This is a genomic window from Dietzia sp. NCCP-2495 (assembly GCF_026011735.1).
Taxonomy (GTDB): Bacteria; Actinomycetota; Actinomycetes; order Mycobacteriales; family Mycobacteriaceae; genus Dietzia.
Window position 1 is genome coordinate 106,903 of the sequence record NZ_BRVN01000010.1, and the last position, 26,599, is coordinate 133,501.

General features: G+C 65.2%; 21 protein-coding genes, 1 tRNA gene and 3 pseudogenes. 10 read left to right on the top strand and 15 right to left on the bottom strand.

What is annotated here, in order from left to right; genetic code table 11:
* The first annotated feature begins 127 nt into the window (after window positions 1-127).
* Both OPF83_RS10685 and OPF83_RS10690 read left to right on the top strand, forming a co-directional pair.
* Window positions 128-1,195 carry an NADP-dependent oxidoreductase gene (locus OPF83_RS10685; RefSeq protein WP_264887450.1) on the top strand — a complete coding sequence of 356 codons (1,068 nt, stop codon included), beginning with the start codon at window positions 128-130 and terminating at the stop codon, window positions 1,193-1,195.
* A 210-nt stretch (window positions 1,196-1,405) separates the two neighbouring features.
* On the top strand, window positions 1,406-1,582 hold the full coding sequence (locus OPF83_RS10690) for a hypothetical protein (RefSeq protein WP_264887451.1): 177 nt from the start codon (window positions 1,406-1,408) through the stop codon (window positions 1,580-1,582).
* Between the two features lie 17 nt (window positions 1,583-1,599).
* Here the strand turns inward: OPF83_RS10690 and OPF83_RS10695 are convergent, their stop codons facing one another.
* From OPF83_RS10695 to OPF83_RS10730, 8 genes are all read right to left on the bottom strand, one after another.
* Window positions 1,600-2,415 carry a hypothetical protein gene (locus OPF83_RS10695; protein ID WP_264887453.1) on the bottom strand — a complete coding sequence of 272 codons (816 nt, stop codon included), beginning with the start codon at window positions 2,413-2,415 and terminating at the stop codon, window positions 1,600-1,602.
* Between the two features lie 17 nt (window positions 2,416-2,432).
* On the bottom strand, window positions 2,433-3,194 hold the full coding sequence (locus OPF83_RS10700) for a MerR family transcriptional regulator (protein WP_264887454.1): 762 nt from the start codon (window positions 3,192-3,194) through the stop codon (window positions 2,433-2,435).
* Window positions 3,195-3,304: 110 nt separating this feature from the next.
* Window positions 3,305-3,430 carry a hypothetical protein gene (locus OPF83_RS10705; RefSeq protein WP_264887455.1) on the bottom strand — a complete coding sequence of 42 codons (126 nt, stop codon included), beginning with the start codon at window positions 3,428-3,430 and terminating at the stop codon, window positions 3,305-3,307.
* 170 nt (window positions 3,431-3,600) lie between these two features.
* The gene (locus tag OPF83_RS10710) at window positions 3,601-4,350 is read right to left on the bottom strand and encodes an ABC transporter permease (RefSeq protein ID WP_264887456.1); all 750 of its coding nucleotides are present in this window, start codon (window positions 4,348-4,350) and stop codon (window positions 3,601-3,603) included.
* A gap of 1 nt (window position 4,351) precedes the next feature.
* Window positions 4,352-5,101 (bottom strand): ABC transporter permease, encoded by a 750-nt coding sequence (locus OPF83_RS10715; protein WP_309297771.1) that lies wholly within the window; start codon window positions 5,099-5,101, stop codon window positions 4,352-4,354.
* A complete protein-coding gene (locus tag OPF83_RS10720; protein WP_264887458.1) occupies window positions 5,098-6,003 on the bottom strand; it encodes an ATP-binding cassette domain-containing protein in 906 nt (301 codons plus the stop codon). The genes OPF83_RS10715 and OPF83_RS10720 overlap by 4 nt, the downstream gene beginning before the upstream one ends.
* 133 nt (window positions 6,004-6,136) lie before the next feature.
* Window positions 6,137-6,841, bottom strand: a complete 705-nt coding sequence (locus OPF83_RS10725; RefSeq protein ID WP_264887460.1) for a response regulator transcription factor — start codon at window positions 6,839-6,841, stop codon at window positions 6,137-6,139.
* Complete coding sequence (locus tag OPF83_RS10730; protein ID WP_264887462.1) at window positions 6,838-8,064, bottom strand: sensor histidine kinase; 1,227 nt, start codon at window positions 8,062-8,064, stop codon at window positions 6,838-6,840. Before OPF83_RS10730 ends, OPF83_RS10725 begins: the two co-directional genes overlap by 4 nt.
* 206 nt (window positions 8,065-8,270) lie before the next feature.
* On the opposite strand from OPF83_RS10730, the gene eno reads away from it, so the two are divergent.
* The 5 genes from eno (at window position 8,271) to OPF83_RS10755 (ending at window position 12,235) form a co-directional block, all read left to right on the top strand.
* Complete coding sequence (gene eno / locus OPF83_RS10735; protein ID WP_264887464.1) at window positions 8,271-9,548, top strand: phosphopyruvate hydratase; 1,278 nt, start codon at window positions 8,271-8,273, stop codon at window positions 9,546-9,548.
* 320 nt (window positions 9,549-9,868) lie between these two features.
* Entirely contained in the window at window positions 9,869-10,543 is a 675-nt protein-coding gene (locus OPF83_RS10740; RefSeq protein ID WP_264887465.1) for a septum formation initiator family protein, read from the top strand.
* Between the two features lie 22 nt (window positions 10,544-10,565).
* Window positions 10,566-11,117 carry a DUF501 domain-containing protein gene (locus OPF83_RS10745; protein WP_264887467.1) on the top strand — a complete coding sequence of 184 codons (552 nt, stop codon included), beginning with the start codon at window positions 10,566-10,568 and terminating at the stop codon, window positions 11,115-11,117.
* A complete protein-coding gene (locus OPF83_RS10750; protein WP_264887468.1) occupies window positions 11,114-12,112 on the top strand; it encodes a Ppx/GppA phosphatase family protein in 999 nt (332 codons plus the stop codon). Before OPF83_RS10745 ends, OPF83_RS10750 begins: the two co-directional genes overlap by 4 nt.
* Window positions 12,113-12,161: 49 nt before the next feature.
* Window positions 12,162-12,235: transfer RNA gene (locus OPF83_RS10755), tRNA-Leu, on the top strand.
* Window positions 12,236-12,238: 3 nt separating this feature from the next.
* Here the strand turns inward: OPF83_RS10755 and OPF83_RS10760 are convergent.
* A complete protein-coding gene (locus OPF83_RS10760; protein WP_264887469.1) occupies window positions 12,239-13,921 on the bottom strand; it encodes a hypothetical protein in 1,683 nt (560 codons plus the stop codon).
* Between the two features lie 165 nt (window positions 13,922-14,086).
* On the opposite strand from OPF83_RS10760, the gene OPF83_RS10765 reads away from it, so the two are divergent.
* Window positions 14,087-14,545 carry a transposase gene (locus tag OPF83_RS10765; RefSeq protein WP_264887470.1) on the top strand — a complete coding sequence of 153 codons (459 nt, stop codon included), beginning with the start codon at window positions 14,087-14,089 and terminating at the stop codon, window positions 14,543-14,545.
* Between the two features lie 222 nt (window positions 14,546-14,767).
* Window positions 14,768-15,094 (top strand): annotated as a pseudogene (locus tag OPF83_RS10770) (transposase); the annotation flags it as partial.
* A gap of 9 nt (window positions 15,095-15,103) precedes the next feature.
* On the opposite strand, the gene OPF83_RS10775 reads toward OPF83_RS10770, so the two are convergent.
* The 6 genes and pseudogenes from OPF83_RS10775 to OPF83_RS10800 form a co-directional block, all read right to left on the bottom strand.
* Window positions 15,104-17,101: an ATP-dependent endonuclease gene (locus OPF83_RS10775; protein WP_264887471.1), complete on the bottom strand. Its 1,998-nt coding sequence runs from the start codon at window positions 17,099-17,101 to the stop codon at window positions 15,104-15,106.
* Window positions 17,058-20,000, bottom strand: coding sequence for a type I restriction endonuclease subunit R (locus OPF83_RS10780; protein ID WP_264887472.1), 2,943 nt, complete (start codon window positions 19,998-20,000; stop codon window positions 17,058-17,060). Before OPF83_RS10780 ends, OPF83_RS10775 begins: the two co-directional genes overlap by 44 nt.
* Window positions 20,000-21,160, bottom strand: a complete 1,161-nt coding sequence (locus tag OPF83_RS10785) for a restriction endonuclease subunit S (protein ID WP_264887473.1) — start codon at window positions 21,158-21,160, stop codon at window positions 20,000-20,002. The genes OPF83_RS10780 and OPF83_RS10785 overlap by 1 nt, the downstream gene beginning before the upstream one ends.
* The gene (locus OPF83_RS10790) at window positions 21,160-22,689 is read right to left on the bottom strand and encodes a class I SAM-dependent DNA methyltransferase (protein WP_264887474.1); all 1,530 of its coding nucleotides are present in this window, start codon (window positions 22,687-22,689) and stop codon (window positions 21,160-21,162) included. Before OPF83_RS10790 ends, OPF83_RS10785 begins: the two co-directional genes overlap by 1 nt.
* A complete protein-coding gene (locus OPF83_RS10795) occupies window positions 22,686-24,677 on the bottom strand; it encodes an N-6 DNA methylase (protein WP_264887475.1) in 1,992 nt (663 codons plus the stop codon). Before OPF83_RS10795 ends, OPF83_RS10790 begins: the two co-directional genes overlap by 4 nt.
* Window positions 24,678-24,902: 225 nt before the next feature.
* Window positions 24,903-26,161 (bottom strand): annotated as a pseudogene (locus OPF83_RS10800) (IS256 family transposase).
* Window positions 26,162-26,302: 141 nt separating this feature from the next.
* On the opposite strand from OPF83_RS10800, the pseudogene OPF83_RS10805 reads away from it, so the two are divergent.
* Window positions 26,303-26,599: pseudogene (locus tag OPF83_RS10805) on the top strand (DDE-type integrase/transposase/recombinase); the annotation flags it as partial.

Below are 26,599 nucleotides of genomic sequence, written 5' to 3' on the forward strand. Positions count from 1 at the left end.
GCTCCGGGTAGAGGCGAATCTCGCCAAATTACGCCCTAATTGAACTCGATTCATTTACCATGATGTGAGCTGTCCCACACACGGCGGCCCTGCCGGGCTGCCTCTCACGACGGAAGGCGGGTCCTTGATGGCCAGCACGGCTACACACGCACCGACGACCGCAGGGCGGGACCGGGTCAATCGCGAGGTCCGACTCGTGCGTCACCCCGACGGTGCCCTCGCGGTGGACGATCTCGAGGTGGTGCCGGTCGACATGCCGGTCATGGCCCCGGGGAACGTCCTCATCCGCAACCTGCTCCTGTCGGTGGACGCGGCCACCCGCCTGCGGCTCGACCCCGTCTCGCCTCCCGGATATCTGCCCGCGCTCAAGCCGGGTGAGGCGCTCGCCGGGATGGTGGTGGGCGAGGTGGTCGAGTCCGACGTGCCCGGCTTCGAGCCCGGCGACCTGGTCCACCACGACCTCGGCTACCGCGACTACGCGCTGGTCGACCCCGGAAACCAGGCACTCGGTGTTGCCGGGTCCCTGTCCAAGCTGGACCGTGAGCTCGGCCCTCCGGAGTTGCAGGTGGGCCTGCTCGGCATGACCGGGCTGACCGCATGGGCGGGACTGTTCGAGGTGGCGTCGCTGAAGCCGGACGACGTGGTGTGGATCTCCGCCGCGGCGGGCGCGGTGGGCAGCGTCGCGGCGCAGGTGGCCAAGGCGTACGGCTGCACGGTGATCGGCAGCGCCGGGAGTGCGGAGAAGGTCGCCTACCTCACCGAGAAGCTGGGCCTGGACGGGGCGTTCAACTGGCGTGACGGCCTGGACGAGTCGCTGGCCGAGCTCGCGCCGGACGGCATCGACGTGTACTTCGACAGTGTCGGCGGCGACCATCTTCGGGCCGCGCTCGCGCACCTGCGCCCGTACGGCCGGGTGGCGCTGTGCGGGGCCATTGCCGGCTATGACGGTCAGCCGCCGGTGGCCCCGGACAACCTCTTCGCCGCCACCACCAAGGACCTCAACCTGCGCGGGTTCCTCGCGGGCACCTTCGCCGACAAGCTGCCCGAGGCCCGGCGGCATCTGGCGGACCTGTGGGAGTCCGGCCGACTGACGCTGGACCTCGCGCGGTACGAGGGGCTGGAGTCCGCGCCGGAGGCAGTGGTGGACATGCTCTCCGGGCGGACGACCGGAAAGTGTGTGGTGGCCCTGGCCTGAGCGGGTTTTCGTCCCGCTCGCCGCCTACCGCGCCGACCACGACTTGGGTCAGCGGCCGGAGGCTCTCGCGGGTGCCGCGCTGCCGGTCATCAGTTGACGTGAGCTTCGGGATGTGACGTGAGTAACGGCGTAGACGCGATCAGCGATTTATGAAGTGTCACAACCGCACTCGCGTGGTCCCTTGGCCGCGTTCGACAGGAGGAAATTCCCGTGGGTTCTCTCGATGCCGCCGGACTGGCGGTCAACGACGCGCTCATCGACGTGTTCACCCTCAGCTCGCACCTGTACCCGTACCCGCCGCCGCGCCCCGCGACCCCGTGGGACGCGGTCCTCGGATCGCTGGACATGGCCGGCGGCTGGGTCTCCTCGATCGCCGGGGGTATCTGACGGTCGGCCAGCAGGAGTCAGGTCCGGCCCGCGGGTGAGGGCACGGCTGCGCGGAGTTGGTCGGCGGCGTCGTCGTCCACATGGAGGCGCACCTCGGTGACCTCCCGCGCCGGCGGTGAGCTCCACGGCATACCGGGCACGGTCGCGGCGACCGGTCGTGCCAGGGCGAGGGTGAGGCGAGTTCCGTCGGCGCCGGGTAGGGCCAGGATCTCGCGGCCCGGTTCGCTGACGAGCTCTGCGTTGGTCGGCGACAGTCGCCGATCGAGCCGCACGGCGGCCAGGGCGTCCAGCGGGATTCGCGCGCAGCCGTGCGGCCCGCTGCGGAGCACGAGCTCGTCGCTGGTCAGCAGGTGCGGTCGCACGATGCGCCCGGCCAGCATGCCGAGAACCACGAGCAGCGCGTACACACCGAGCAGGTCCAGCACGAGCCGCACGGTGGGCCACGGGATCAGCAGGTGGAGCGCCACGAGTTCGATCAGCGCGGCCACGGCCAGAGCGGCGGGCATGCCGAGCGTGCCGAGGGAGTAGCCGATCGGCACGGCGCCGCCGGGCACGTCCGGGCGGCGGGCGATCCAGCGTCCGAGCGAGGCGAGCGTTCCCAGCTCGAAGGTGATCATCCGCAGGTAGGGGTCGTCGGCGGCGAGGGCGCGGAGTGCGTCGCGGCGAGAGTCGGTGCTGGCGCGGTGCGCGCGGTACCGCCGAACGTAGCCGGTCACCACGGCCGCGCCGAGCGGGGCCTCCACCGCGAGGAACAGGGCCAGCGCCGCCGCGGGGCCGATGACGCCGGTGGCGAGCAACGTGGCGTCGATGACGACGACAACGATCGCGATCACCGGCAACACCCGCCGCATCACGGAATCACGTCCAACGCGGAGAGAGTGCGTCGCACGACCTCGCGCTGGGCGGGGTCGGGGAGGAGCTGCTCGAGCGTCGGCCCGGTGTGCTCGGCAGGGGCGGGAGGTCCTGCCACGAGCGCCCGGATGTCGGGGTCCGCGAGCAGGGCATCGGACAGCCGGGCGATCTCGCCCTCGACGTCCGCCGGTCGTCGGCCCTCGATGTGGTGGAATCCGCGGAGCATCTCGAGGTAGGCGTGTCGGCGGTCGGGGTCGGCGGCGATCGCGGAGTAACTCGCGGCCAGTACCTCCGGGAACTCGCCGGCCAGGGCGAGCAGGTCGAGCATGTCGCGTTCGCGGTCGAGGAGCTGTGCCAGGGAGGGGTCGTCGTCGGCGTCTTTTCTACAGACCTCGAGCGCACGGGTGACGGTCGCGGGCAGGAGTCCGGGCGGCAGTCCCTCGGCTACTCGGTGGGCGATCACGTCGAGCCGGTCCCGCTGCCGGGTGAGCTGGGAGATCTGCCGGTCGATCCCGTCGCGGAGGGCGGCGAGGTCGGCCGAGGCGTCACCCTGGGGCTCGAGCAGCGCGCCCACCTCGCGGAGCGGGACACCGGAATCGGAGAGGAACGCGATACGGGCGATCCGGGCGAGGTCGGCGACGGTGTAGCTGCGGTACCCGCCTGAGGTGCGCGGGGGCTCGGGCATCACGCCGAGCCGGTGATAGTGCCGGATGCTGCGCGCGCTGATCCCGACGATCGCGGCGACCTCGCTGATTCTCATGCCTCGATCATCAACCTTGACACTGTGACAAGGTCAAGTGGTCGGGGTCGGGGTCGGGTTGGGGTTGGGGTGCACGTGCTGCTCGCAGGAATGCACTGCGAGCGCGTACCTCAGCTGAGTTCGTCAGCCAGCCTGGAGGCGGGGATCCAGTCGATGCCGAACACGCGGGCCACGTCGGCAAAGGTCGAGGCGTCCGCGTCGGTGCTGGTGGCGGACGCGATCAGGCGTGACAGCATCACTGTTCCTGCTCGTTCTTCGATCGTGCCGGCCGCGGCGAGGAGCGACCACGCGCAGACCTGATGGTTCCGATGTGCGCGGCCCATCGTCTGTTCGGCGAGACGCGATGGACGTGGGCCGGCACATCGATCCGGGGAGGACATGGTGCCTTCTCCGTCGTTGAGGATCGTCAGGTGTGGGTGTCGCGGTGATCGAGCACGGTCGTGGTGAGGGCGATGATCAGCACAGTCAGTCCGAACGCGGCCGCGACGATGGACAGGACGTCTCCGTCGGTGACGTCTCCGCTGTCGACGAACGAGCCGGTGCCCAGAAGCGCCGTCGCCGTCGCGAGCGCGTAGGGAGAGACGAGCGCCGCGCTACCGAGGGCCTTGAGCGCCGCGGTGGAGGTCACGGCGGCGGCGAGTGCCACGGCCACGGGCACAGCGAAGGAGCGCAGGAACATCGACAGGGCCGACTGCAGCGATGCGGCGGGGACGGTGGCCAGCATCAGCAGGGCCGCGATGCCGAAGTACCGGCTCGGCAACGTGCCCGGGAGTCCGAACGCGAGCGTGCCGATCACGATGACGGCCAGCACGAGCACGATCTGCATGAGAGCGGTGAGCCCGGCGACTATGAGCGTCTTGGCGACGACGACGTGGAGCGACGGGGTGGGTCCGCTCATGAGGGCGTTCCAGTTGCTGCCGCGGTGTTCGGCGCGCCAGACCAGTGATCCGAGGATGGCGATGCCGATCGCGAGCGGGAACAGACCGTAGAAGCCCACGGATTGCAGCCACACGGTGTCCCAGCCGTCGTCGGGTCGGGTGCCCTGGGCCAGCTGGGTTGCCGCGCCCGCCAGGACGAGCACGACGGGAAGCAGGACGACGATGGGCCAGACGAGACCGCGCTTGAGTTTGATGAGTTCGGCGGAGATCGCGCCCATGTCAGGCCTCCTGTCGGTTGAAGCGGGTGGTGATCAGGGCAAACAGCGCTCCGACGACGACGGCGAGGGCAGCGATGCTCGGGTATGACAGCGGAAGCGTTACGAACCGCTCTCCCTGGTGGTCGGCGGCTGTGGCCAGGGCGTAGTAGCCCCACGGGGTGACATGCGCCGCTGCAGGCGGGAGCCCTTGCGAGAAGACCGCCACCACGCAGCCCAGGACGCCGACCCCGAGGGCCACGAGCTGGTTCTCGACCGTCGCGGAGAGCACGATGTGCAGCGCCAGGATCGTGAGGTTGACCACGAGCACACAGAGCGTGAACCCGGCCCAATGCCCCAGAGGGACAGACGCGCCGATCCGGATGAGCAGCTCCCCGGCCGCGAGCACGACCAGGCTGGTGCCGATGGTTGTGGCGGCGACGACGGTTCCGAGGGCGACGAGCTTGGCCCGGCACACCACACCGGAGGTGATTCCCGCCGTCGACTGCAGGACCCAGCCTCTGCCCTGGTGTTCGATGTCGGTGGTCCGAGAGGCGACTACCGCGAGCAGCAGCGGCGAGATTAGCGGGAAGCCCAGGGACATTCCCGCCAGTAGGGCGTTCCAGTTTCCCGGGTCCTCCGGCGAGAAGGTCGGGCTGGAGACGACCGCGTACAGGGAGAGGAGGACCACGGCGGCGCCCATGATGACCGCGACCATGCCGATGCGCAAATGTTTCATCTTGGCGAACTCTGTCGCCACTGCCCGGGCGCTCACAGTCCGCCTCCAGCGGTGAGGTGCATGAACACGTCCTCCAACGTCTGCTCGTGGCGGCGCACGCCGTACACGCCGATCCGCTCGCGGACAAGGGTGGAGACGACGCCGGCGGTCTGCCGGTCGTCCAGACCGGGGACGGCGACCTCGTCGGTATCGGTGAGCCGGGCGTCGAATGAAATCAGATTCTGTGCAGCGAAGACGGGGTCGGTGCAGGTGATGACCACGTCCGGAGTGGAGGCTGCCATGAGCTCGGAGCGGCTGCCCTGGAAGATCATCCGGCCCTGGCTGAGGATGCCGAGCACCGTGGCGGTCTTGTCTATTTCGCCGAGCAGGTGAGAGGAGACCATCACGGTGACCCCGTCGTGCGCCAGGCGGCGCAGCAGGGTGCGCATCTCCTCGATCCCGGCCGGGTCCAGTCCGTTGGTCGGCTCGTCCAGGATGAGCAGTTGCGGCTGCCTCGCCAGGGCCATGGCGATGCCCAGGCGCTGCTTCATTCCCAGGGAGTAGTCACGGACCTTCTTGCCCATCTGGTTCTGAAGCCGCACTGCGCCCACGGCGTGGTCGACCTGGTGCGTCTCCAGTCCCAGGAGGCGCTGCACCACGCGCATGTTCTCCGCGCCGGTCAGGTGGGCGTAGCCGGGAGGGGACTCGATGAGCGAACCTATGTTCCCGAGCAGATTTCGACGCGTAGTGCGGTTCATGGACTGGCCCAGGATCCGCACCTCGCCGCTGGTGGGTTGGATGAGTGAGAGCAGCATCTTCATAGTCGTCGATTTCCCGGACCCGTTGGGGCCGAGGAACCCGTAGACGCTCCCCTCGGGGATGCGCAGGTCGAGGTTCTCGACGACGGCGCGTTCGCCGTAGCGCTTGGTCAGGTTTTCGGTGGTCACTGCGTACGTCATGCCGGAGACGATTCCGGAATCGGCGACCGGAATCATCTGGCCAGAGGCATAACCTCCGCGTACTTTTCAAGGCATAGATGCGCGCTATCTAGGCTGTGAGGGATACCTTCGCGGAATCATGCTCCGAACCCGGTCAGCGGTCGCCGGGCTGAATCAGTCCGGTCTCGTACGCCAGCACGACGGCCTGCACCCGGTCACGCAGGCCGAGCTTGGCGAGGACGTGACCGACGTGGACCTTGACGGTCCCCTCGGTCAGCACGAGCTCGCGGGCGATCTCCGCGTTGGACAGCCCGCGGGCCACGTGGCGCAGCACCTCGTGCTCGCGGGGGGTGAGCTCCTCGAAGCCCGGCGTGCGCGGCTCGGCGTGGGCGTCACCACGGCGCGGCTCGGCGTGGGCGTCACCACGGCGCGGCTCGGGCCGGGTGAAGTGCTCCAGCAGCCGCCGCGTGGTGGTGGGGGCCACGACCGCGTCGCCGGCGTGGACATGCCCGATCGCCGAGGCGATCTCCTCCAGCGGCGCGTCCTTGAGAAGGAATCCTGACGCGCCAGCCCGCAGGGCCGCGTAGGCGTACTCGTCCAGGTCAAAGGTCGTCAGGATGAGCACCTTCGGCGGGGAGGGCAGGTCGCTGATGAGCCGGGTGGCCTCGATGCCACTCATCCGAGGCATGCGCACGTCCATGAGCACGACGTCGGCCTCATGCTGCCCGAGGACATCGAGCACGGCATCGCCGTCGCTTGCCTCGCCGACGATCTCGATCTCGAGGCGGGAGTCCAGGACCATCCGGAAACCCATCCGGATCATCTCCTGGTCGTCGACCAGCACCACGCGGATGGTCACGACCGAGCCCCCTTCGGCACGATCGCGTTGACTTCGAAACCGCCGCCGGGCCGGGACTCGGTGCGCAGCGTCCCGCCGTGTGCGGCGATGCGTTCCCTCATCCCGATCAGGCCGTGGCCTCTGCCGTTATCCGCGTCCTCCACCGTACCCCTCCCGTCGTCTACGATGCTCACCTCGATCGCGTCCACGCGGCGGCTGATGCGGACGTCGACGCGTGTCACGTTGGGCCCCGCGTGCCGACGCGCGTTGGTCAGAGCCTCCTGCACGATGCGGAAAACCGCCAGGTCCACGCTCGCCGGCACCTGCTCGGCGTGGCCCTCCACAGCGAGCGTGACGGGCAGCCCGGCCGAGGTGGATTCGTCGACGAGGCTCTCGAGTTGGGCGATACCGGGCTGCGGCGCGTGGGATCCCGGTTCATCATCTCGCAGCACGCCCAGCATGCGGCGCATATCGGCCATCGCGGTGCGTCCGGTGTCGCGCACCCCCTCCATGGCGGACTTGGCCCGGGCGGGGTCTGTGTCGATCGTCGCCGCCGCACCGTCCGACATGACCACCACGACGCTGAGGCTATGCGAGACGATGTCGTGGATCTCCCGCGCGATGCGCGTGCGCTCGGAGGACGCAGCGAGAGCAGCCTCGGCCGCTTTCTCACGTTCCAGCTGAACGGCCCGCTCGCGCAGCCAGACGATGTAGTGCCGCCGTGTCCGGACCAGACGCCCCCACGTCCACATCCAGATGACGACGACAACCAGGACCCCTAGGTCACCGATGCTCATGTTGTTGTGGTCCATGGCGGGCACGACGGTGAATATCAACCAGGCCACCACGAGCGCCGCGGCAGCCGCAGAGACGGACCACCTGGCACGCACAGCCAGGGTGTAGACGGCCGGCAGCAGCATCACGTCAGCGACCAGCAACTCGACTCCGAGGAGGACCTGCAGGAAGGCGACCACCTGGATACAGGCGTACACGCCGAGTGGATACCGCCGTCGCAGGAGATGCGGGGCACACAACCCCACGGACAGCACGATCCCTGTGCCAGACCAGAGATGATCCGGTACCGAGTTGAACTGGATCGGGAGGTTGTAGGCAAAAACGACAAGCACCACGACAAGGTCCACGAACCGGGGGTGCTGCTGGAACCAATTGCCCCGGCTGCTCGCTTCAGCCCTCGTAGACCGGGCCTGCCCAGTGTGGTCCTCGCGAGGGGTGAGTTCATCCATCCGCACTGATTTTACCGGTCGAGGTGGTCGTCACAGTCATTCCTGCGTCGACCTCGGCCGGCCTGGCAATCCACCGCCCGGCGCTGCCTCGGCGCGGGTCGGAGCCGCTCATGGAACAATGGCCCCCGGTACCGCCGCCGGAGCGTGGTGCCGGCCCACAAGGCACAGCCACATTCAGGACCTAAGAACTTCCCCAAGGAGTACAGATGGCGCTTATCGAGCAGGTCGGAGCCCGGGAGATCCTCGATTCGCGAGGCAACCCCACCGTCGAGGTGGAGGTGCTTCTGGACGACGGCTCGTTCGGCCGTGCCGCCGTGCCGTCCGGCGCGTCGACCGGTGCCCACGAGGCCGTGGAGCTGCGTGACGACGACGAGCGCTACCTCGGCAAGGGTGTGACCAAGGCCGTGGAGGCCGTTCTGGACGTCCTCGCGCCGGCCGTCATCGGGATCCCGGCGGAGGATCAGCGGCTGGTCGACGAGGCCCTGCTGGATGCGGACGGTACGCCGAACAAGGCCCAGGTCGGCGCCAACGCCGTGCTCGGCGTCTCGCTGGCCGTGGCCCGCGCCGCCGCAGAGTCGGCGAACCTGGAGCTGTACCGCTTCGTCGGCGGCTCCAACGCGCACATCCTTCCCGTGCCCATGATGAACATCCTCAACGGTGGCGCCCACGCCGATTCGGGCGTGGACGTGCAGGAGTTCATGATCGCCCCCATCGGCGCCCCGACCTTCCGCGAGGCGCTACGCATGGGCACCGAGGTGTACCACCAGCTCAAGGCCGTCCTCAAGGACAAGGGCCTGTCCACCGGCCTGGGCGACGAAGGCGGGTTCGCGCCGTCGGTCGATTCCACCAAGGCCGCCCTCGACCTGATCGTCGAGGCCATCAAGAAGGCTGGCTACGAGCTGGGCACCGACGTGGCGCTGGCGCTGGACGTTGCCGCCACCGAGTTCTACTCCGACGGCAAGTACCACTTCGAGGGCAAGCAGCTCTCCGCCGCCGAGATGGCTGACGTCTACGCGGGCCTGGTGAAGGACTACGCCCTGGTCTCCATCGAGGACCCGCTCGACGAGGACGACTGGGACGGCTGGAAGACCCTCACCGAGATGATCGGCGACAAGGTCCAGCTGGTGGGCGACGACCTGTTCGTCACCAACCCGCAGCGCCTGGCCGACGGCATCGAGAAGGGCCTGGCCAACGCACTGTTGGTCAAGGTCAACCAGATCGGCACGCTCACCGAGACCCTGGACGCCGTGGACCTGGCCCACCGCAACCGCTACGCCACCATGATGAGCCACCGCTCGGGCGAGACCGAGGACACGACCATCGCCGACCTGGCGGTGGCCTGCAACTGTGGCCAGATCAAGACCGGCGCCCCGGCCCGGTCCGAGCGCGTGGCCAAGTACAACCAGCTCCTGCGCATCGAGGAGATGCTCGGGGACGCGGCCCGTTACGCCGGCGCCGGTGCCTTCCCGCGCTTCAAGGCCTGAGCAAGCAACGCAGTAAGGCCTGACGGTAGACACGTCACGGCGAGACGGACAGGTAGTCGAGAGGAGGGCTGATGGCCCGCCCACCGCGCCCCTCGGACCGCCGGGGTGGCGGACGCGATCGCGCGTCGTCCCGGCGGCCCGGGGAGGCGTCGGGTCCTGTCCGGCGCCGCAGTCCCGACCGCCGCAGTCCCGACGGCCGTGGCACTGACCGTCGTACTACGGACCGCCGTGGCGCAGATCGCACCACCGGGTCGGGCGGCAGCACAGCCAGCGACAGCGGGGCCGGCTCCGGCTCGGGGGCCGACCGCAGCCGCCGAGGCGTGCCGCAGCGGCGTACGCCCTCGCGCGAACGGGATCGGCCCGCGCCGGCATCCGCCAGGTCCGGCCGGGTCGGCACCACCGCGCATCCGGAGGCCCATCGGCTGACCACCCGGACGGATCTGTCCGAGACGGTCCTGGGGCCGAAGAACTACACGCCCCGGCGGATCGGACTCCTCGCCGTCGTCGCCCTCATCCTGCTCGTCACCGTCTCCTTCCCGCTCCGGAACCACTACCAGTTCCTCCGCGACGAGAAGGCGGTGGCGCAGGAGCGCGCCGCGCTCGAGCGGACCATCGCCCAGCTCGAGGCCGAGCAGGAGATGCTGTCCGACCCGGCGTACATCGAGCAGCAGGCCCGCATCCGGTTCGGCGCGGTCAAGCCGGGGGAGACCCCGTACCGCGTGAGCACGGTGGACCCGGTGGAGCAGGCGGCGGCCGAGCAGCGGGCGGCGGAGATCGCGGCGTTGCCGTGGCAGACGCGAGTGTGGAACTCGATCTCCGTGCCTGCCGATCCGGTCATGCCGGAGGAGTCGATCCTCGACGGCACGTCGATCCCGGGCGGTCCCGACACCCCGCCCGTCCCCGTGATGCCGGATCCGGGCGGCGTCACCGACCCCGCCGAGCAGAACCCCGACCAGTCCGGCGCGGCCGATCCCGGCGCCGAACCGGCTCCGTAACTTCGCACAGGAGGACCCCAGCGTGAGCGCTGACCCAAGCGTTTCCCAGGACGATCTCGACGCCATCGCCGCCCAGCTCGGCCGGCCGCCGCGTGGCGTGTTGGAGGTGTCCTACCGCAGCCCGGACGGGCGGCCCGGCGTGGTCAAGACCGCCCCGCGGCTCGAGGACGGCACCCCGTTCCCCACGCTGTACTACCTCACCGATCCGCGGCTCACGGCCGAGGCGAGTCGGCAGGAGTCGGCGGGGATCATGCGCGGGATGCAGGCGCGCCTGGCCTCCGATCCGGACCTGGCGGCGAACTACCACGCCGCGCACGAGCGATACCTGTCCAAGCGCAACGCGATCGAGGACCTGGGTACCGATTTCTCCGGCGGCGGCATGCCCGAGCGAGTCAAGTGCCTGCACGTGCTCATGGCGTACGCGCTGGCCGAGGGGCCGGGCGTGGTGCGGCTCGGCGACGAGTCGGTGGCGCTGGCGTGCGAGGCCGGGCTGCGCGGCACGGCCCTGCCCGGCGACTGGCCGACGCCCGAGGAGCTGGGCGTGCCCGACTACCGCGCGATGGACGAGCAGTGACCGCCGCTGGTTCGGTTGGCTCCGGCGCGGTGCGTGTCGGCGCGATCGACTGCGGCACCAACTCCATCCGCCTTCTGGTGGCCGAGGGCGTCTCCGGCGAGGCCGGGCTCGTGGACGTGGTGCGCGAGATGCGGATCATCCGGCTCGGGGAGGGCGTCGACGCGACCGGCCGCCTGTCCGAGGGAGCGATCTCCCGCTGCCGCACCGCACTCACCGACTACGCGGCGACTATGGCCGAGCTCGGCGTGCAGTCGGTGCGGATGGTCGCCACCTCCGCGACCCGCGATGCGGCCAACAAGGACGACTTCTTCGACATGACTGCCGAGGTGCTGGGCGCCCACTTCCCGGGCGCTGTCGCCGAGGTGATCTCGGGGCAGACCGAGGCCGAGCTGACCTTTGCCGGTGGCGTGTCCGATTTGTCGCCGACCGACGGCCCGTTCGTCGTGACCGATCTCGGCGGCGGGTCCACGGAGATCGTGGTGGGCGAGCTCGTCCGTGGTGAGGTGCGCCTATTGGGCGCCCGCAGCCTGGACATCGGCTGCGTGCGAATCACCGAGCGGGTTCTGCACTCGGACCCGCCCAACCCTGACGAGATCGCCGAGGCCCGCGGGGTGGTGTCGGCAGCGCTGGCTGAGGCTGGCGACGTGCCGGTGGGCCGCGCGGCCCGCTGGGTGGGCGTGGCGGGCACCTTCACCACGATGAGTGCGCTGGCGCAGAACCTGGGGGAGTACGACCCCGAACGAATCCACGGCAGCGTGATCTCTCTGGACCGGATGCGCGAGGTGTGCGACCGCCTGGTGGCCTCGTCGGTGGCCGAGCGGCGGAGCCTGGGGCCGATGCACCCCGGTCGCGCGGACGTGATCGGCGGAGGCTCCATCGTGGTGCAGGCGCTGTGTGATGTGATGGAGCGCGCGGGTTTGTCCGAGCTCACGGTGAGTGAGAAGGACATCTTGGACGGCATCGCGATGTCGGTGCTGACCCGCCTGGCCGGTTAGTCAGGCTCGGCGCTCCCCGCGCAACCCGGTCCCGCTCAGGCGGGGTCTAGCCCCCATAGCCCAATTGGCAGAGGCAGACGGCTTAAAACCGTTTCAGTGTCGGTTCGAGTCCGACTGGGGGTACCGCTACTCGATGGTGAACGGTAGCGCTCGCCGGAGTAGCGACGCCATGTCCTCCCATGCGGCGGATTCGTCTCTGCAGACCTGTGCCGTCTCCTCGTCCTCCTCGCCTTCGGCGGATTGGTGCCAGCTGATCGCTTGCTCCTCACTCAATCGGATGCACGTGAGAATGAGCGACCGGTCGCGCCGCATCAGCCGTGCCGCCAGTTCCGGGTCCACGACGAGGTCGGGCTCGTTGTCCATATGGATCAGCGCCAAGAGCTCTTCGGGTAGGTCGTCGTCGCCGGACTCGTCCTCGCCAGGTTCGACGTTGTCGTCGCCGTCCGTGCTTCCGCCGAAGAGGACGGTGCCGCCGGTCCGGGAGGCGATCTCCTCGTCGGACTCGTCGATGATTCTGCTCGCTGTGACGATCACGTCGATGAGGTGCGCCGGGATGAACGGTTTGGCGGGGAAGTCGCAGGTGGCCATCACGTCGTCGTCATGGACATGGAAGCGGACGTACAGCGACCATGAGTTCAGATCCTTGAGGATCTCAGAGGCTCGTTCGGGGTGCCGCATCTTTGTGACGGCGAAAGCGGTGACGGAAACGGCCATGGGTTCGCGCACCTGGATGAGTAGTCCGGCGCTCCCGGCACGGATAGGGATGACGCCGTCGTCGTCTGGAGGAACATACATCCCGTACATATTTCGCAACACATGCGAGACGGCCCACTGCAGCTCTTCCAGCGTCCCTGCGAGGTAGGGCTGGTCGATCGGTAGAAGCTCCTCGTCCTCGTGGGGGTCAGCGGAAGGCGGGGGTGCGTGGAGCTCGTCCTCGACCGGAGCGGGCTTGAGGAACGACGGGTGGGGAATCCCGAACACCCGGCGGAGCGTATCGACCACGAGTACGGCGACCGCGTCGATCGCGTCTACGGGAGCCGACACGTAGAAGTTCTGGATCGAGGGTGTCTCGCCAGGTGCGGACGGAGGGTTCCACCCCAGAGCGAGCAGGTCGCCGATCTGGATTGCGGACAACCGGGAGGCGGCCGGCAACTCTTGATTGCTCGATACCTCGACTAGAACGGTCTCGCTTCTGTCAATCACGAACGCATTGATGAACGGCGAGGCGTCGCCGAGTGAATTGTCAATGCATAGGGAGAGGTAGGTGTCGTCGTCGAGTGAGAGAACACGTCCGACAAACCCATCGCCGAATTCTTCCCATGCGCCGCTGATCTGTCTTTCGTCAGAATCGCCCGGTGAGATGGTTCCTTCCTCGGCATCGAGATCGGCATCCTCGAACAGCTCACTCGGGTGATGAATCCCGAAGACCTTCTGAACGGTTGTGGTGATGACCTCGGCCATCTCGGCGGCGAACGTGATGTCGACGACGGCATGGAAGTGAGGGCTTCCATCGGGATCCGCTGGCGCGGTGGGAGCGAACCAGCCGACTTGGAGCAAACTCTGCTCTTGGTCGCTAGTGAGTTTGTGTGACCCACTCAGGTACTGATTGCTCGAGACCTCAGCGCCGACCTGGTCGCCGTCGATCGACCTCACGATCTGGACAAACGGTGCGCCATGGGTGCCCGTGTCGGTGAGTTCGACGGTGTAGACAGCTCCGGGCTCGAGTTCGACGATCCGTGTTGTGAGGTATTCGGTGAAGCGTTTCCAGTCGGCGTTCGGTCTCTCCGAGACACCAGTGTCGTCAGTCATGCCTCGGACACTATGCGCTTGGGCTGCGCGCACGCGCCGGTTTTCGCTCTCAGGTAAGCCTCGGCTCGAGTACTCATGTCGCTCGTGCCCTATCCGCCAGACTGAGGTGAGACACCCGGGCTGGCTGGTTGAGAGGCTGGGGCGCGAGCAGAAGGAGAACCCAGCATGACGATCACTGCGACCACTGACACGGCCATGAAGGCCTCGCAGACGACGCCGACGGTGGCCCCGGCAGAGCATCCAGCTCGGGCCCCGCGGGCCGGGCGGCCGGCCCGGCGGACATTCACGGCCGAGTACAAGCGGCGCATTGTCGCCGAGTACGAGCAGGCCCCGACAGGTGAGAAGGGTCGGGTGCTGCGCCGGGAGGGTCTCTACGATTCCAGCGTCAAGCAGTGGCGTGCCCAGATCGAAGCGGGAACACTGGGCACCGTGTCCAAGAGAAGGCCTCGGGCTGGCCAGTCGCCGGAGCAGGCGCGTATCGCTGAGCTGGAGAAGCAGATCAGCAAGCTCGAGTCAGACGCCGCCCGGAAGGACAAGGTCATCGCCGACCGTGACGCCGCGTTGGAGGTCATGGGGAAAGGTGTCGCGTTCTTGGAGGCACTCTCGAAGAAAAACAAGGGGTGAGCCGGGCCGCCTGGCGCACCTGGCAGGCCGAAACGGCGCAGCTGCTGACCGCGCTGCTGGGCGTGGTGCGGGCATGCGCCCTGGTCGGCCGGTCCCGGGCCACACACCATCGGCAGGCGAACCCGAAGCCGCGCTCGTACGGTCCGCACCCCAATTCTGCGGAACGCAGGGCTGGCCCCCGAAGGCAATAGCGATGGCCCCCAGTGAGACGAATATTCACAGCCAGCCCCGCTGCACCTGGTGATGGACAACTACGCCGCCCACAAGCACGCAAACGTCAAGGCCTGGCTGGCCGAAAATCCCCGGTTCAAGGTCCACTTCACACCCACCCACGCGTCGTGGATGAACCTGGTTGAGGTGTGGTTCGGCATCGTCGAACGCCAGGCCATCCGCCGTGGGGTCTTTACGTCCGTCAAGGACCTCAACGCGAAGATCCGCGCCTTCATCGACGGCTGGAACCACCGATCCCACCCCTTCGTCTGGACGAAAACCGCTGACGAAGTCCTCAAGAAAGCCAACCGTAAGAAGACTTCAAATGCGGACCACTAGACCGGCCAGTCAGAGGGGAGATCGTTGATGGTTCGCGACGATCCCTCGGAGCCAGGTTTCGAGCGGCAGGAGGGCGCGCGGCGCACTTCGGGAAGGGCTAAGGTGGGCGCGCAGCAACTCGGTCGGAAGGTGTGGCTTGGTCTTATTCGTCGTCTTACGAGCGGAGTTCCATCCTTTTGACCCGAGATTCGCCGCCAGTTCCTCGTAGCCGTTCTTCCCGTCCGCAAATCGCTCTGCCGTTGATCTATCTACTTCACCTAGATTGTCTGGTCCAAGAAGGGAGGCTAGTTTCTTCTGACCGATGCTGTCGAGCACTAGTCCCTCAAGGTCAGACGACAGTACGAACGCGTCCCACGACTGGAGCGCGGCATTTAATTGAGCCTGCTGGTTTATAGCTTTTGTTAGATTGGTTACGATTTGGTCGGCGAGCTCGATGAGACCACGAAGTTGCTCTTGAGTTGGCTTGTCGGATCGCAACTTGAGAATCTCAAAGAGTTTCCGCTTGCCACCGCGCTTATGTACGCCATCCTTGTCGGTGATGATGTAGGCTCGAACATCGAAAAGGTGAGCAAGGCTTATGAGATGCGGAATGGAGTCGATGCTGGAAGCCTCGATCACGGAGATTCCCATGGCGTAGTGCCCACCAGCTCCGCCCGTGATCCGTTCCAGAAGGTAGTCGACCATCAACTGGTCGCCGTAACCTTCGACGATGATCACCGCGTTAGCGAAAACCAACTCACTGTTAGTTGCGTCGCAGAAGCGAGTCAGGCGGCCTTCATCCGCTGCTGTGAAATTCCGACGGCTTGCTGCGTAAGTCATCCCTTTTGGACTAAACGGAAGTCGAACGATCCGACTCACGGAAAACGAGTCCACCAAGACTGGACTATGTGTCGTCACTATGAGTTGCGCATTGGCGGAGATGTCACTCAGGATCTTAGCCATCGCTCGCTGCGTCTGGGGGTGAAGGAAGGCCTCGGGCTCCTCGATCACGAATACGACCTTGCCTGTCGACTGTCCACTCTTCGATGCAACGTACCTCAGGATTCCGAGGACCAGGGCTGATTGGAACCCAGTGCCACGCTCCCCGATTGACACCTCGATCTCGTCTTTGCTGGTGATCACGGCTTGCTCCAGCATGCCGCGCAGGGCATGCCGTGAGCTTGGCAATTTGATGCCCAACTCGCGTTCACGGAAGGGAAGTTCCGTCGCAACTGCGGCCACCGACTCCGCCAGAACCTTGTGGACGAGTGTCTCGACCGGTGCTATCGCGTCCTCGAACTCCCGCTGTATCTGCGTGCGACGCGATCTGCCCGCGTGAACGAGTACACTTTCGAGTGTCTCGTAGAGACGCACGAGGGACTGATCGCCTCCCGCTTGGCCAACCCCACTCACACGCACAGATGGGATGTTGACGAAGCTGAATGACTCGAGCACTTGGTCGTAGAGCTCGCGTGCACGCGTCGCCCCGTGACTCGCATGATACGTAACGTTTCCGGCTCGAGAGCAGGCGATCTTAATCGAGAACGAGTTGTCGGTGATCGCCTCGGCGAAGTACTCGGCCTCGTCGTCCGTTAGGCCCGCAAATCGAACCTCGATGCTGGACATCATCCGAGGTCCCCCATTCACGTAGTAGTCGTTCTGGGGCTTCATCCGCTGCAGTTCTTCTCTCGAGGGATCCGAGAAGAAGGTCTCGAGGACGCGCAACAACGAGGACTTGCCCGCATTGTTCGGCCCCGCGATTAGCTGGAGGTGTGGGTCCAGGTCGATGCTCACACGATTGAATCCGAGGAATCGTTCGACACTCACTCGATCTATATGCACGTCGTCAACCTCATGGAGCTCCTCGCATCTAAGTGTGGGTGTGTTAGACGGTTCGTCCGCTTGCGATGGCGACCATGCGGTGGCGGTGGCTGTCGCGATTATCTGCCGTGGTACCAGGGTGGCAGTTAGGTGTCCGTGGTTCTCAGTAATACTCGCGTACGTATGAGTACGCCTTGTCGAAGACATCAGCGTCGCGGATCTTGAACTTGATGTAGAGCGTCCTCCGAAGCGCCTTCTGGACCTCCCGTTCCCCCTCGTGCGTGCCCTGCCATCCGGTGAATCTCGTAGCCCGCACGACTTCGTCGATCTCGTGGACGACGTTTTCGACGATGATCGGAGTCTCTTCGGTCTTGACCGCCTCGAACAGTTCTGTGAGAGCGGCCTTGCCCTGTTCCTCGGGAGGTAGTTCCTCGATCTCGTTCTCCGCCGCCACGGTGTCCTTGGCCAGCTCGAGGAGCTCGCGCAGGAAGTCGAGGTTCGCCTGCTGGAGGTCTGAGTACTTCTCACGCAAGGCGTTGAGCCGCTTGCCGAGCGCGACGAACTTCGGGTTGCCCCGATGCTTTGCGATTCGGGCGGTGATGGCCTTCGCGATCTCCTCGGCGTCGATGTCGCTTCTGTGTCCGCTGAGGTACTCCTCGATGGTGTCGGCGTTGAGGACAATCGTGTCGGTTTTCGCCGGGATCTCGACCTGGATGTTGGAGTTGATGATCTCGAGAGTCTTCGGCCTGAGCGCGATCCACCGCAGCCAGCCACTGTTGTCCGGCGGTTTCACCGAGCGATAGACATCGGTGAGCCACACGAAGTCCGCACGGTAGGGGTTCACCACCGGACGAGGGCTCAGGGCCTCGAATAGTTGTGAAACGACGCTGTAGGTGCCCGCGAACTCGTCTTTCGTCTCATCGTCCGCCAGGGCCTGTTGCGCCGCGATGAGGCCCTCGTATCCGTGGATAGTGCGGTCTACACCAGGGAAGAACCCAAGGGCGTCACGCACGGCCGGTTCGAGCTGGCCTTCGAGCTCGTCGAGATTTGTGATGACCCGCCGGACACTCTTCTCATCGAAGTCCAGTGACTTCATCGTGTCGTCGAAGACACCGAGATAGTCGACGATGAGGCCGTGTGTCTTCCGCGGTGGGTACACGCGGTTCGTGCGACAGATGGCCTGGAGCAGCGTGTGCTCCTTAAGTGTCTTGTCCAAGTACTGGCAGTACAGGATCGGCGCGTCGAACCCGGTGAGCAGCTTCGCGGTGACGATCAGAATCTTGAGTGGGTCGGACGGGTCGTTGAACCGGTCGACGATCACCTTCTGCTCGTCCGGATTCGGCTCCCATTTGGCCCACTCGGGCTTACTGTCCCGGCTCTTGGACATCACGATAGTCGAGATCTCAGGGTCGAGAATCTTGTCGAGGGCGGTCTTGTAGGCGACGCACGCTTCCTTGTCGTAGGCGACGACTTGTGCCTTGAAGCCCTCCGGCTCCACCTTGGTGGTGAAGTGCTCCGCGATGTCTTCGGCGATCATCTGGATGCGGTTCGGGGCCTTGATGAGCCGCTCAATACTTGCGGCCCGTTTAGACAGGTTTGCACGCTCCTTCTCGGACAGATCCTCTGAGTCGGCCAGCTCGGCGAACGCTGTGTCGATGGCGTCCTGGTCGATCTTCATCGACGAGGGGCGGACCTCGAAATGCAGCGGGAGTGTCGCACCGTCACGGATCGAGTCCTGGAACGAATACTTCGACAGGTACCCGCCCTCGTCACCGGGATGCCCGAATAAGGCGAAAGTGTTCCGGTCACGCTTATTGATCGGGGTACCGGTGAGTCCGAAGCGGAAAGCGTTCGGAAGTGCCGTGCGCAGCCGGGCACCGAGGTCGCCCTCCTGGGTGCGGTGTGCCTCGTCGACCAGAGCGATGATGTTGTGCTTGTCATCCCACACATCCGGCGGTGTGGCGTCGAGCTTGACGTCCTGGAACTTCTGGATCGTCGTGACGATGATCTTGCGTGCACCCGCCCGCAACAGCTCCTGGAGCTCCGCACGGGAGTCGGTGGACACCAGCCCAGCCACATCGGAGGCATTGAACGTCCCGGTGATCTGGGTATCCAGGTCGGTACGGTCGACGATGATCAGGATCGTCGGGTTCTTGGCCTCGGGCAATGACTTGAGCTTGAGCGAGGCGAACAGCATGAGCAATGACTTGCCCGACCCCTGAAAGTGCCAGATCAGACCGGTCTTCACCGTGCCCTCACGGACCCGCTCAACGATGGCGTTCGCGCCCTGGAATTGCTGGAACCGGGCGATGATCTTGATCTTGCGATGATTCTTGTCGGTAGCGAACGTGGTGAAGAAGCGGAGGAAATCCATCACCGACACAGGGTTCAGCAGACCTCGGACAGCCTCCTGCACCGCCGCGATACCAGACTTGGGGCGGTCACCGGCGGCGGTCTCGTCTCGCCAGGGACCCCACTTCTCAATGGGCATGCCCACCGACCCGTAGCGCAGTTCCTTGCCCTCGGTGGCGAACACGAACACGTTTGGTACGAAGAACGGTGCGACGGTCTGCTCGTAGTCGTCATGGATCTGAGCCGCCCCGTCGAGCCACGACTCAGAGGGGCGTGTCGGATTCTTCGCCTCCCCGACGATGAGAGGGAAGCCGTTGCACCAGATGACGAGATCGAACCGCTTGCTCACCTGCTTACGGGCGAACGTCACCTCGGTCGAGATGATCCACTCGTTCGCCGCCGGGTCGTCGAAGTCGAAGAACCGGATGGTGACGTGCTCGGCGTCCTCACCCAGGGGCACTGACTTGTCCTCCAACAACCACGACATGAATTCCTCGTTCTGCGTGATTGGATGGGGGTTCTGCCGTGCCTCCCTGATGATGCCGCTGAGCTGGTAAAGCACCTGCTCCGCCTTGTCTGGATTGGCGGCGATGTCCGGGTTCAACCGGGCCAGGGCGGCTCGCACCGACCCGGTGAGCAACACGTCCTCGGTCTTACGGTCGAGATCAGCTCCGGCGGTGAACGCCACGCCCAGATTGACGACCTCGTCCCGGATCAGATCTCGGACGGAGTTGGCCTCATTAAAAACTGACATCAGGAGTCTCCGAAGACTGAGGCAAGAAGAGAAGATTGGAGTTCCGCAGTAGCGAATCGGTCTTTCGCTTCGCAAGCCGCGGAGTAATCAAATCTCTCAAGTTCTTCAAGTAAGGCATCTTGATACGCCTGTGGGGCGTCGGGTACGGGCATCAACTTGAGTACCGTGCTATTGATCGTGTAGAGGCCGCTTGTGCTCTTCGCCACTGTCCTAATATAAGCACGACCGCTTGCACTATTAATCCATTCCAGTATGAAGCGTGGTCGAAATCCCTCACTCGCGCGGACCCTGAAAATGTGGTTCTGGAAAAGCGGCGAGTCCTCCCGGTCCCAGACAGCGGCGCGTCCAATCTCCTCCACAGAGGCATGGCCTTCCACTACCAACACATCGCCTTGGCGAACTCCCTTCGAAACTACTTCGGAAGAGGTCGCCCCAACTTCCTTCACCTCTGAAAGGTCAAGTGCACCTCGCTGAACGTTCGCCACGCGTAAATATGGTGCCGTAGTTTCCAGCTCCCGCCGCCTCGGGCTAAGTGTGACACCGGAGGAGATTTCCGCCACTTGGGCGAGCGATAAGGAGCTGTCAAGCGATGAAAGACGGCTTTCAACGAGCGAAGTTCGGCAGATTGCAGCGGCTTCCGACCTACCTGTAAGCGCGTTTCGGTGCCGCTCGACCGCCCACAGTAGGTCGGCGATGCGCTTCTGCTCGTCAAGGCGCGGCAGGTCGAACTCGAACTTGGCCAAGTCGCGCCAGTTCGTCCGAGGCGAGAGCGACCCCGCCGATGTGCCGACAGCCCTCTCGAAGAACGGGTCGGACTGAACGACGAAGGGCAGGAATTCGGGGAGCATCATTCCTGGAATTGCCTCGAAGGTCAGGATGTCGCCTGAGCAGATCGCATCGAACTCGGCGAACGCAACCTTCCGCTGGTAAGCACGGCGCTTGCCGAAAAGTGTCTGGCCGGGTGTGACCCGGCGAGTGAAGGTCGTGCCCGATTCCAGCGTGCCCCACCCGCGAACTGCGAGTTTACCGGGGTCGAGGTGTTCCATGGCGATGACGCGGTCGATTCCGTCCGACGCGGGATTGGAGGACTTGGTGTTGACGTTCTTGACGGCGTCACTGAACTTGACGCGCTTCCAGGTGGTTTTGTCTAGGTCGAGCATCACGCATCCACCTCGTCTGCCATCTCGGCCTCGACGGCGGCACGGAGCATGTCGAGAACGCCGCTGCTCGTCTCGTCTGCGGACTGGGACGCCCCGCGCCATCTCGTGACGGCGACGGCGACCTTTAGGGCCTCAAAATCGCTTACAGTCGCACTGTTGGTGGCGATCCCGGTGACGTACAGCGGGATCGACAGGCTGTAGTCCTTGGACTTGATCGTGTCGAGGTCCACCACAGTGGCGAACCCCTCGACGTCCGCAAAGCCTTGGTAGGCGTCGAGGATCTGTTTCTGATGTGCCGCGCGGAGGTACGATTGGGCCTGTTCGCGTGACACCTCGTTGACCGCGTTGATGAACAGGATCTTGCCTGTCTGATCTTCCGGCTTGTTGGCACGCAGCGTGATGACCACAGCCTCCATTGGACTGTTGTAGAACAGTCCCGCGCCCAGGCCGAGTACACATTCGACGAGGTCTGACTCGATAAGCTTCTTCCGTAGTGCGGCTTCCTCGCGGCGGAACAGCACACCGTGCGGGAATAGGATCGCCGCACGCCCGGACCGGGGATCGAGGCTGGCCGCGATGTGCTGGAAGAAGGCGTAGTCGGCGCGGCCCTGAGGTGGGGTGCCCCACATGTTCCGCCCGTAGGGGTCGGAGGCGAACGCTCCCCGGTTCCAGTCCTTGATCGAGTACGGCGGGTTCGCAAGCACCACGTTGAAACGTTGGAGTTTGCCGTCGGCGTCGAGGAGTTTAGGTTCGGCCAGGGTGTCGCCGTGCTCGATGCGACCGTCGATGATTCCGTGGAGGAATAGGTTCATCCGTGCGATGGCGGAGGTTCCGAAATTGCGCTCCTGGCCATACAGGCGCAGGTTTCGCCATTCCTTCCCCTGACGTTTGAGTTCGGCGGCAGCGGAGATGAGCATCCCGCCGGTGCCGCAGGTTGGGTCATAGACCGATTCCCCAGATTCCGGTTCCAGCATTTGGGTCATTAGGTGGACCAGGGTGCGGTTGGTGTAGAACTCCTGCGCGGTGTGGCCGGAATCGTCGGCGAACTTCTTGATCAGGTACTCGTACCCGTTGCCCAATTCGTCCTCGGGCAGGTTGGTGATCGACAGAGTGCGGGAGGAGAAGTGCTCGATCAGCTCGGAAAGCGTCGAATCCGGCAGTAGGTTCTTGTTCCCCCAGTCGCCATCCCCGAAGACGCCCGGCAGGGTATCCGGATTGGCATCCTCGATCCTGCGCATCGCGGTGCGGAGGACGGTCCCGATGTTCGTGGTGACTTGGCGGATGTCGCACCAGTGGCAGCCGTCCGGAACGACGAATCGGTGATTCTCTGGTAGAGCCGCCAACTCCTCGTCACCGTAGTCGGCCATGGCCTCGGCGAACTCCTCGTCATAGACATCGGAGATCCGCTTGAGGAACACCAGCGGGAAGATGTACTGCTTGTAATCCCCGGCGTCGATGAGTCCGCGCAGAATGATCGCTGCCTCCCACAGGTATGTCTCCAACTCACGCTGGGTGATGCGGGTGCTCAAGGCGAAACCTCCTTGGCGATGTCGTCGGGGGACAGGCCCCACTGGGCGAGCTGATCTTCTAGTTTGGCGCGGGTCTGGGCAACCCGCTCATGCGCCGCCTCCAGATTCGCTAGGGCATCGGCCAGCGAGACCCCATCGCGGCCCGTGTCGGCCTGAACGTACAGCGGGATGTTGAGGTTGTAGTTGTTGGACTTGATCTCGTCGATGGTGGCGAGCTTGGTGAGGTTCTCCACGTCTTCGTAGTCGCGGTAGGCGGCGAGGATCGTATCTGCGTGTTCCGGCTCGAAGGTGTTATGGTTCCGGTCCCGCCGATAGAGCTTCTCGCCATTGATGAACAGAACCTGATCTCGCTGTTCTTCGTCCCTTTGATTGCGCAGGACCAGGATGCACGCTGCCAGGCCGGTACCGTAAAAGAGGTTCGGTCCTAGACCGATGACTGCCTCTACCTTCCGAGAGTTCAGGACGTGGGTTCGGATCTTGGCTTCCGCACCCTGACGGAACAGTGCGCCCTGCGGAAGGACGACGGCGATCCGGCCCGCATCCGGCGTCGCGGACGTGATCATGTGCTGCACCCACGCCCAGTCCGCGTATCCCGTCGGTGGGACACCACCGAGCTTGTTTCGCCCCCACTTGTCGCCTGCCCACTGATCGTGACCCCACTTCTTGAGTGAGAACGGCGGGTTGGCGACGACGCAGTCGAACTGGGCCAGTCGGCTTCCCGTGAAGAAGGCCGGTTCGCGGAGGGTGTCGCCCTTGGCGATATTGAAGTCGTCGATGCCGTGCAAGAGCAGGTTCATCTTGGCGATCGCTGAGGTGGTCAGCACCTTCTCCTGCCCGTACAACTTACCGAGAAGGGTCTTGGCGTTGCCACCGGTCTCCTCGAGGTGCTTGATGACCTCGATGAGCATTCCGCCGGTCCCGCAGGCCGGGTCGTAGATGCTCTCACCTTCCTGCGGGTCCAGGATGCTCACCAGCAACGCCACCACGGAGCGCGGGGTGTAATACTCACCGGCCTTCTTGTTGGACTGATCCGCGAACCGCTTGATGAGATACTCGTAGGCGTTGCCGAACACGTCAGGGGAAACCGCGGCATTCGACAAGGTCTTGGACGAGAAGTGCTCGATGAGATCTGCGATCTTGGCGTCGGGCAGCTTCTCCTTGTTGGTCCAACTCGCGGAGCCGAACACCCCGTAGAGGGTGTCGGGGTTGGCGTTCTCGATCTCACGGAACGCCGCCTGGAGCGCCGCACCAATGTTCTCGGTACGCTCGCGGACAGCTTCCCAGCTGTGGCCGTCGGGGATGACGAAGCGATGATTCTCGTCGAACTCGGCGAAATCGAAATCGCCGCCGGACTCCGCGAGCGCCTGAGCGAACTCTTCGGCGTAGACATCGGAGATTCGCTTGAAGAACATCAGCGGGAAGATGTACGCCTTGAAGTCCGCCTGATCGATGCTCCCTCGGAGCATATCCGCAGCCCTGGCCAGATAGTTCTCCAACTCGGACAATGAAAAGGGCACCGCCGGCTCGGCGTATGACCTGGCCAAGTCCATGGCTTCGTCTTCGGTCATGGTGGGCGTTACCGTCCTAAGTGATCGGCGGGCGAAGGCATTTGGCACCGCGCCAGTGGGCTGAGCGCGGGGGCTGATGAGCCCTAGATAATAGAGCTTTGTCAGTAATGTAACCGGTGGGTCAGACCCCGATGGAGTCCTGTCCTGCACTTCGCCCTCGTGGGGCAGGTGTCTGTCGAACCTGCCCCACGCGGGTTGGCCGTTATCTCTCAGGTCGCCGGTGTCGAGGTTGATGTTGAATCGGACGGCGTCCCTAAGGCTCGACGCGAGGGTCGCACTCGCTCCGGTGATGGTCTTCGCAGCTGACTGGAGTCTTTCGACTTCATCGAGCGCGGCGTCCAGGCGTTCCTGGTCTTCCATGGGGGCCAGGGGGACTTCGAGATCGGTGAGTTTGGCACGTTGGATGGTGCCGCCGGGCAAGGAACCGGGTGTTCCAGGATCCGCCGAGCATCGCGGCCAGGTAGCGGGGGTCTACAACGTCGGGCTTGAGTACTCGGACCTGCTCGATGACCGGTGCCAGTAGGTGTCCACCGTTGCCGTCGACGAGGGCGCCGATGCCGACCTGTGCAAGGACCAGGATGTCTGACGGTTCGGTCAGTTCTAGATAGCGTCCCGCGTGGTGGTGGGATTCGGATCGGCGTCTGGTCAGGCGCGGTGATCAACGAGTCCTGACTGAGTGTAGTCGCTACCGCTGTCGAGGGCTTGCTGCTTGGCCGCGATGACGCGCCGCAGCTCCGTCATCGACGTCTCCGAGAGATAGCGGCGACCGACCTGCCACTCATCGTGTTGGTCGATCACCACCGAGGTCGCCAACCGCAGAAACGCGGCCGGGTTGGGGAAGATCTCCACGACGTCGGCGCGGCGCTTGATCTCCTTGTTCAGGCGCTCGATCGGGTTGTTGGACCAGATCTTCTGCCAGTGCGTCTGCGGGAACGCGGTGAACGCCAGCACGTCGGTCTTGGCCTCGCGCATCATCGTGGTGACCTTCGGGAACGAGTCGGCGAAGGTAGCGGTGACCTGGTCCCACTGCTCGGCCACGTCGTCCGGGTCGGTGTGGGCGAAGATCGTCTTGACCGCCGCGGTCACCGCCGGGGCGTGCTTGGAGGCGACCGCTCCGTGCAGGTTGCGCATGAAGTGCACCCGGCATCGCTGCCAGGAGGCGCCGACGAACTGCTGCGCCACGGCGGCCTTCAGACCAGCGTGAGCGTCCGAGATGACCAGGTGCACCCCGGTCAGGCCACGGGCCTTGAGCGAGCGCAGGAAGTCACTCCAGAACTCGTACGATTCACTGTCGCCGACGGCAGTGCCGAGGACTTCGCGGGGTGCCGTCGATGGAGACCCCGGTGGCCACGACCATGGCGTGGGAGACCACGTGCGCCCCGATCCGGACCTTGCAGAAGGTGGCGTCGGCGAACACGTACGGGAACTGTGTGTGGGACAGGGTCCGGGTACGGAACTCCTCGACTTCGGCGTCTAGGTCGGCGCAGATGCGGGAAACCTCAGACTTTCCAGATGCCGGTATCGACCCCGAGGGCACGGACGAGGTCGTCCACCGCCCGCGTGGACACGCCGTGCACGTAGGCCTGCATGATCACCGCGTACAGGGCCCGATCGATCCGCCGGCGGCGCTCGAGCAGCGCCGGGAAGAACGACCCAGAGCGCAGCTTCGGGATCTGCGCCTCGATGTCTCCGACCGGGGTCGAAACCGTCTTGGCACGGTGGCCGTTGCGGTGGGTCGTGCGGCCTTCGGTGCGCTCGTAGCGGTCGGCGCCGATCTTCGCCGCGGCTTCGGCCTCGATCAGCGCCTGCAAGCCGGCCCGCACCAGCTCAGCGAACATCGCCTGCGGATCCGCGGCCAGCAGTGCGTCGAGCTGGGCGTGTACGCCAGAATGGGAATGGGTCATCGCGTGGTGTGTCCTTTTCTGTGAGCTACTTGGCGGTAACTCATTGACCACTACGCGATGGCCCGCCCTCTTCAGCGGACCGCCACGCCCTCGTCAGCCAGAACCCCGGCCCCGAAACCCCACCACTCCACGGGACTTACCCGGACCACACGCCCGAAGGCCGAAACCGAACGGCCCGCTGACCTTGTGGAACGTAAGTTCGTCGCCGAGCGCCCGAACCAGCTGTGGGTTGCCGACATCACTTACGTCCGCACATATGCCGGGTGGGTGTACGCGGCGTTCATCATCGACGTCTACTCGCGGATGGTCGTCGGGTGGCAGCTGTCGAAGAATCTCTACACCGACCTGGCCCTTGATGCGCTGAACATGGCGATCTGGCAGCGCACACACGCCGGCGGCGACCTCAGCGGACTCATTCACCACAGCGACCGCGGCGTC

Coding starts and splice junctions, on each gene's coding strand:
- OPF83_RS10685 (WP_264887450.1), top strand. CDS start 128: ATGGCCAGCACGGCTACACACGCACCGACGACCGCAGGGCGGGACCGG.
- OPF83_RS10720 (WP_264887458.1), bottom strand. CDS start 6,003: ATGACGTACGCAGTGACCACCGAAAACCTGACCAAGCGCTACGGCGAA.
- eno (WP_264887464.1), top strand. CDS start 8,271: ATGGCGCTTATCGAGCAGGTCGGAGCCCGGGAGATCCTCGATTCGCGA.
- OPF83_RS10760 (WP_264887469.1), bottom strand. CDS start 13,921: ATGACTGACGACACTGGTGTCTCGGAGAGACCGAACGCCGACTGGAAA.
- OPF83_RS10705 (WP_264887455.1), bottom strand. CDS start 3,430: ATGCTGTCACGCCTGATCGCGTCCGCCACCAGCACCGACGCGGACGCC.
- OPF83_RS10730 (WP_264887462.1), bottom strand. CDS start 8,064: ATGGATGAACTCACCCCTCGCGAGGACCACACTGGGCAGGCCCGGTCT.
- OPF83_RS10700 (WP_264887454.1), bottom strand. CDS start 3,194: ATGAGAATCAGCGAGGTCGCCGCGATCGTCGGGATCAGCGCGCGCAGC.
- OPF83_RS10780 (WP_264887472.1), bottom strand. CDS start 20,000: ATGTCAGTTTTTAATGAGGCCAACTCCGTCCGAGATCTGATCCGGGAC.
- OPF83_RS10710 (WP_264887456.1), bottom strand. CDS start 4,350: ATGGGCGCGATCTCCGCCGAACTCATCAAACTCAAGCGCGGTCTCGTC.
- OPF83_RS10785 (WP_264887473.1), bottom strand. CDS start 21,160: ATGCTCGACCTAGACAAAACCACCTGGAAGCGCGTCAAGTTCAGTGAC.
- OPF83_RS10775 (WP_264887471.1), bottom strand. CDS start 17,101: ATGTCTTCGACAAGGCGTACTCATACGTACGCGAGTATTACTGAGAAC.
- OPF83_RS10765 (WP_264887470.1), top strand. CDS start 14,087: ATGACGATCACTGCGACCACTGACACGGCCATGAAGGCCTCGCAGACG.